The sequence below is a fragment of the Streptomyces sp. NPDC051310 genome (genome assembly GCF_044455245.1).
In the GTDB taxonomy this organism is placed as follows: Bacteria; Actinomycetota; Actinomycetes; order Streptomycetales; family Streptomycetaceae; genus Streptomyces.
In genome coordinates this window covers 1-5,164 of sequence record NZ_JBITEO010000052.1, presented here as the reverse complement: position 1 = coordinate 5,164, position 5,164 = coordinate 1, and the positions used below count along the sequence as shown (strand labels likewise).

1 protein-coding gene is annotated in these 5,164 nt (G+C 75.0%); it reads left to right on the top strand.

Annotated features, from left to right (window positions below; all coding sequences use genetic code 11):
- Positions 1–87: 87 nt before the first annotated feature.
- On the top strand, positions 88–5,164 hold a 5,077-nt coding region (locus tag ACIA79_RS33470; protein ID WP_399432197.1), incomplete at its 3' end, for an SDR family NAD(P)-dependent oxidoreductase.

The following is a 5,164-nucleotide window of genomic DNA, read 5'->3' as shown; positions in this document are numbered from 1 at the left end:
GCGCTGGATGCTCTGGCGCATCAGCGGCGTGCGGCCGGGTTGCCGGCGGTGTCGTTGGCGTGGGGGCTGTGGGCCGACGCGACCGGTATGACCGGTCATCTGGGTGAGGCGGAGCTCGCGCGTCTGGAACGCACGGGTGTGGGTGCGCTGTCGGCGGAGCTGGGCCTGGAGCTGTTCGACCGGGCGCTGGGTTCGGACGCGGCGCTGCTGGCGCCGGTCCGGCTCGACACGGCCGCACTGCGCGCCCAGGCGCGGGCCGGACTGCTCCCCCCGCTGCTCCGGGCGCTGGCACCGGCCCCCGCCCGCCGTACCGCGGCGGGTGGCTCCCTGGCGCAGCGGCTGGGCGGGGTGCCCGAGCCCGACCGGGAGCGCGTCGTACTGGAGCTCGTACAGACCCAGGTCGCGGCCGTCCTCGGCCACACCTCGGCGGCCGCGATCGGCACCGGACGCAGCTTCAAGGACCTCGGCTTCGACTCGCTGAGCGCGGTCGAGCTGCGCAACAACCTCACCCGGGCGACCGGTGTGCGCCTTCCCGCCACCCTGGTCTTCGACCACCCGACACCGGCGGCGGTCGCCCGACTGGTCCTCGCCGAGATCGGGGAGACCGCCACGGCGCCGCGCGCCGTCGCGCTGCCCCGGCGCGCGGAAGCCGACGAGCCGCTCGCGATCGTGGGCATGAGCTGCCGCTACCCCGGCGGTGTGACGTCGCCGGAGGAGCTGTGGAAGCTCGTCGCCTCGGGGCGCGACGCGGTGTCCGGTCTGCCGACCGACCGCGGCTGGGACCTGGAGCGGCTCTACGACCCGGACCCGGACAAGCCCGGGAAGGTCTCCACGCGCGGCGGCGGATTCCTGGAGCGGCCGGGCGAGTTCGACGCCGAGTTCTTCGGCATCAGCCCTCGCGAGGCCCTCGCCATGGACCCGCAGCAGCGGCTCGTCCTGGAGGCGGCCTGGGAGGCGTTCGAGGCCGCGGGCATCGACCCGACCTCGCTGCGCGGCAGTGACACCGGGGTGTTCACCGGCGCCGTCACCTCGGACTACGGCGGCGCGCTCGTCCAGGAGCTGGAGGGGTACCGGCTGACCGGCACGACGACGAGCGTGCTGTCCGGGCGGATCTCCTACACGCTGGGGCTCGAAGGGCCCTCCATGTCGGTGGACACGGCGTGCTCCTCCTCGCTGGTGGCCCTGCACCTGGCCGCGCAGGCACTGCGCTCCGGCGAGTGCTCGCTGGCGCTGGCCGGTGGCGTGACGCTGATGGCGGGGCCGTACCTGCTGACGGAGTTCAGCCGGCAGCGGGCCCTGTCACCGGACGGGCGCTGCCGGTCCTACTCGGCGGACGCGGACGGCACCGGCTTCGCCGACGGTGTCGGCCTGGTCGTGCTGGAGCGGCTCTCCGACGCGCGCCGCAACGGCCACGAGATCCTCGCCGTGGTGCGCGGCTCGGCCGTCAACCAGGACGGTGCGAGCAACGGCCTCACCGCCCCCAACGGCCCGTCGCAGGAGCGCGTGATCCAGCAGGCGCTGGCGAACGCGGGGCTGGGCCCGACGGACGTGGACGCCGTGGAGGGCCACGGCACCGGCACGAAGCTGGGCGACCCGATCGAGGCGCAGGCGCTGCTGGCGACGTACGGCCGCGACCGCACCGACGGGCCGCTGTGGCTGGGGTCGGTCAAGTCGAACATCGGGCACACCTCGGCCGCGGCCGGCGTCGCCGGTGTGATCAAGATGGTGCAGGCGATGCGGCACGGCGTCCTTCCCGCCACGCTGCACGTGAACGAGCCCTCACCGCACGTGGACTGGGAGTCGGGCGCGGTCGAGCTGCTGACGGAAGCCAAGGAGTGGCCGGCTTCCGGACGGACACGGCGCGCGGGCGTGTCGTCGTTCGGTGTCAGCGGCACCAACGCGCACGTCATCCTGGAGGAGGCCCCGGCCGACCAGCGGCAGCCGGCCGGGCCGGCCGGGACCGGGTCTTCGCGGCCCGCCGTCGTGCCGGTCGTGGTCTCCGCGCGCATCGAGACGGCACTGCGGGCACAGGCCGACCGGCTGCGTGCCCACCTCGCGGCACGGCCCGAACTGGACCTCGCGGACATCGGCCTGTCCTCGGCGACGACGCGTGCGCAGCTGGAGCGGCGCGCGGCCGTGGTGGCCTCGGACCGCGACGAACTGCTCGCGGGCCTCGGCGCGCTGGCGGCGGGCTCTCCCGCGGCCAACGTGGTCGAGGGGCAGACGGTCGCCGGCCACGCGGTGTTCGTGTTCCCGGGCCAGGGCGCTCAGTGGACGGGCATGGCCGTCGAACTCCTCGACACGTCCCCGGTGTTCGCGGAGCGGATGGCGGAGTGCGCCGCGGCCTTGTCGCCCTTCGTGGAATGGCGGCTGGAGGACGTGCTGCGGGGCGTCGAGGACGCCCCGTCCCTGGAGCGGGTCGACGTCGTGCAGCCGGCGCTGTGGGCCGTGATGGTGTCGCTGGCGGCACTGTGGCGCTCGTACGGCGTGGAGCCCGCGGCGGTGGTGGGCCACTCCCAGGGCGAGATCGCGGCCGCGTGCGTGGCGGGCGGGCTGTCGCTCGCCGACGGCGCCCGGGTCGTGGCCCTGCGCAGCCGGCTCATCCGCGAGCGGCTGGCCGGCCTGGGCGGCATGGTCTCGGTGGCGCAGCCGGTCGAGCGGGTCGAGGAACTCCTCGCCCCGTACGGCGGCCGGGTGTCGGTCGCCGCGGTGAACGGCCCCACGGCGGTGGTGGTCGCGGGTGACGCCGACGCGCTCGACGAGTTCGTCGCCGTCTGCAAGCGGGACAAGGTGCGGGCACGCCGGGTGGCGGTGGACTACGCCTCGCACTCCGCCCATGTCGAGGCGATCGAGGACGAGCTGCTGGAGGTCCTGGCCCCGATCCGGCCGGTGTCCGGACAGGTGCCGTTCCACTCCGCCGCGACCGGCGGGTTCGTCGACACCGCGACCCTGGACGCCCGTTACTGGTACGGCAACCTGCGTGGCCGGGTGGGCTTCGAACAGGCCGTGCGCGCGCTGTCCGACCACGGCGCCGGCTGCTTCGTCGAAGTGTCGCCGCACCCGGTGCTCACCATGGCGGTGGAGGACACCGTCCAGGCGCACGGCGCCGCCGACCGGACCGCGATCATCGGGTCGCTGCGCCGGGACGAGGGCGGTCTGCGGCGGTTCCTGACGTCCCTGTCCGAGGCCCACGCGGCCGGGGTGGAGGTGGACTGGCCGGAGCTGTACGCAGGCAGCGGTGCCGGGCGCGTGTCGCTGCCCACGTACGCGTTCCAGCGCGAGCGGTTCTGGCTCGCCCCGGGCGCGAGGGCCGCCGACGCGAGCACCGCCGGGCAGGGCAGCGTCGAGCACCCGGTCCTCGCCGCCGCGGTGCGGATGGGCGACCGCGACGAGTGGGTGTTCACCGGCCGCATGTCCATCGACGCACACCCCTGGACCCGCGACCACACGGTGTTCGGAGCGGTCGTGGTGCCGGGTGCCGCGCTGGTCGAACTCGCCCTGACGGCGGGTGACGAGGTCGGCTGCCGGATGCTGGACGAGCTGGTGATCGAGTCGCCGCTGATCCTGGAGGAGAACGCCGTACGGCACATCCAGGTCACCGTCGGCCAGGCCGGCGAGGACGGCCGGCGCGAGGTCGCGATCTTCTCGCAGCCGCAGGCCGGCGCCGATGAGGAGCGGCCGGAGCCGACCTGCCACGGGCGTGGCTGGCTGGCCGTGGACACGGAGCCGTCCGAGGCGCTCCCGGCGCAGTGGCCGCCGGCCGGTGCGGAACCGGTCACCGTCGACACGCTCTACGCCCGGGTGAACACCTACGCGCACCTGACCGACGGCGACTTCGACTACGGCCCCGCCTTCCGGGCCGTGGAGGCGGCGTGGCGCTCCGGCGACGAGGTCTACACCGAACTCGCGCTGCCGGACGACGCGGGACCGGCGGAGGGGTTCGCCCTCCACCCCGCGCTGTTCGACTCCTCACTGCACGGCGGACTCAGCCTGCTCGGGCGGAGCGGCGCCACCCAGGGCGGGCTGCCCTTCTCCTGGACCAGGGTGCGGCTGCACCGCGGCGGTCTCACGCGCCTGCGGGTACGGAGCGGGCCGACGAGCGACACCGCGCTGCGGATCGACATCGCCGGGGAGGACGGGCAGCCGATCGCGAGCGTGGAGCGGCTCGACATCCGGCCGGTCGAACAGGCGCAGATCGAGGCGGCACGCGGCCGCTCCGACAGCCCGCTGTTCAAGGTCGACTGGACCCCGGTGAGGGCCGGGGCGCCGGCGCCGGTGCGGTGTGCCGCCCTCGGCGCACACGCCCTGGCCGGTGAGCGGTTCGCGGATCTCGACGCGCTGGAGCGGGCCCTCGCGGAGGGCGCGACGGCACCGGACGCGGTGCTGGTCGGCATCGAGGCCCCGGCCGGCGCGGGTGACGCGGGCGAGAGCGCGCGGACGGTCACCGGGCGGACCCTCGAACTGATCCAGCGCTGGCTGAGCAGCGAGCGCTTCATCGGTACGCGGCTCGTCCTCGTCACACGCGGCGCGGTGTCGGTGGCCGGTGAGGCTCCGGACGTCGCGCAGGCGGCGGTGTGGGGTCTGGTGCGCAGTGCGCAGTCGGAGCACCCGGACCGGTTCCGGCTGGTCGACCTCGCCGACGCCGGCGCCGACGCGCCGGAGTGGAGCACGCTCCTCACCGTGGACGAGCCGCAACTGGCCGTCCGCGAGGGCGGGCTGTGGGCTCCCCGGCTCGGGCGCGCCGGTGCGGTGGTACCGGGCGGGGCCCCGGGCTGGTCGGCGGATGAGCGTGTGCTGATCACGGGTGGTACGGGTGGTCTGGGTGCGCTGGTCGCTCGGCACTTGGTGGAGCGAGGCGTACGGGATCTGGTGCTGGTGAGCCGGCGCGGTCCCGCGGCCGAGGGGGCCGGGGAGCTGACGGCCGGACTGGAGGCGCTCGGCGCCGAGGTGCGGGTCGTCGCCTGCGACGTGTCCGACCGTGAGCAGGTGGCGCGGTTGGTCGGGTCGTTGGAGCGTCCGCTGACGGGTGTGGTGCATGCGGCGGGTGTGCTGGACGACGGTGTGATCGGGTCGCTGTCGGCGGAGCAGGTGGAGCGGGTGATGCGGCCGAAGGTGGACGCGGCGCTGCATCTGCACGAGCTGACGGCGGGTATGGATCTGTCGG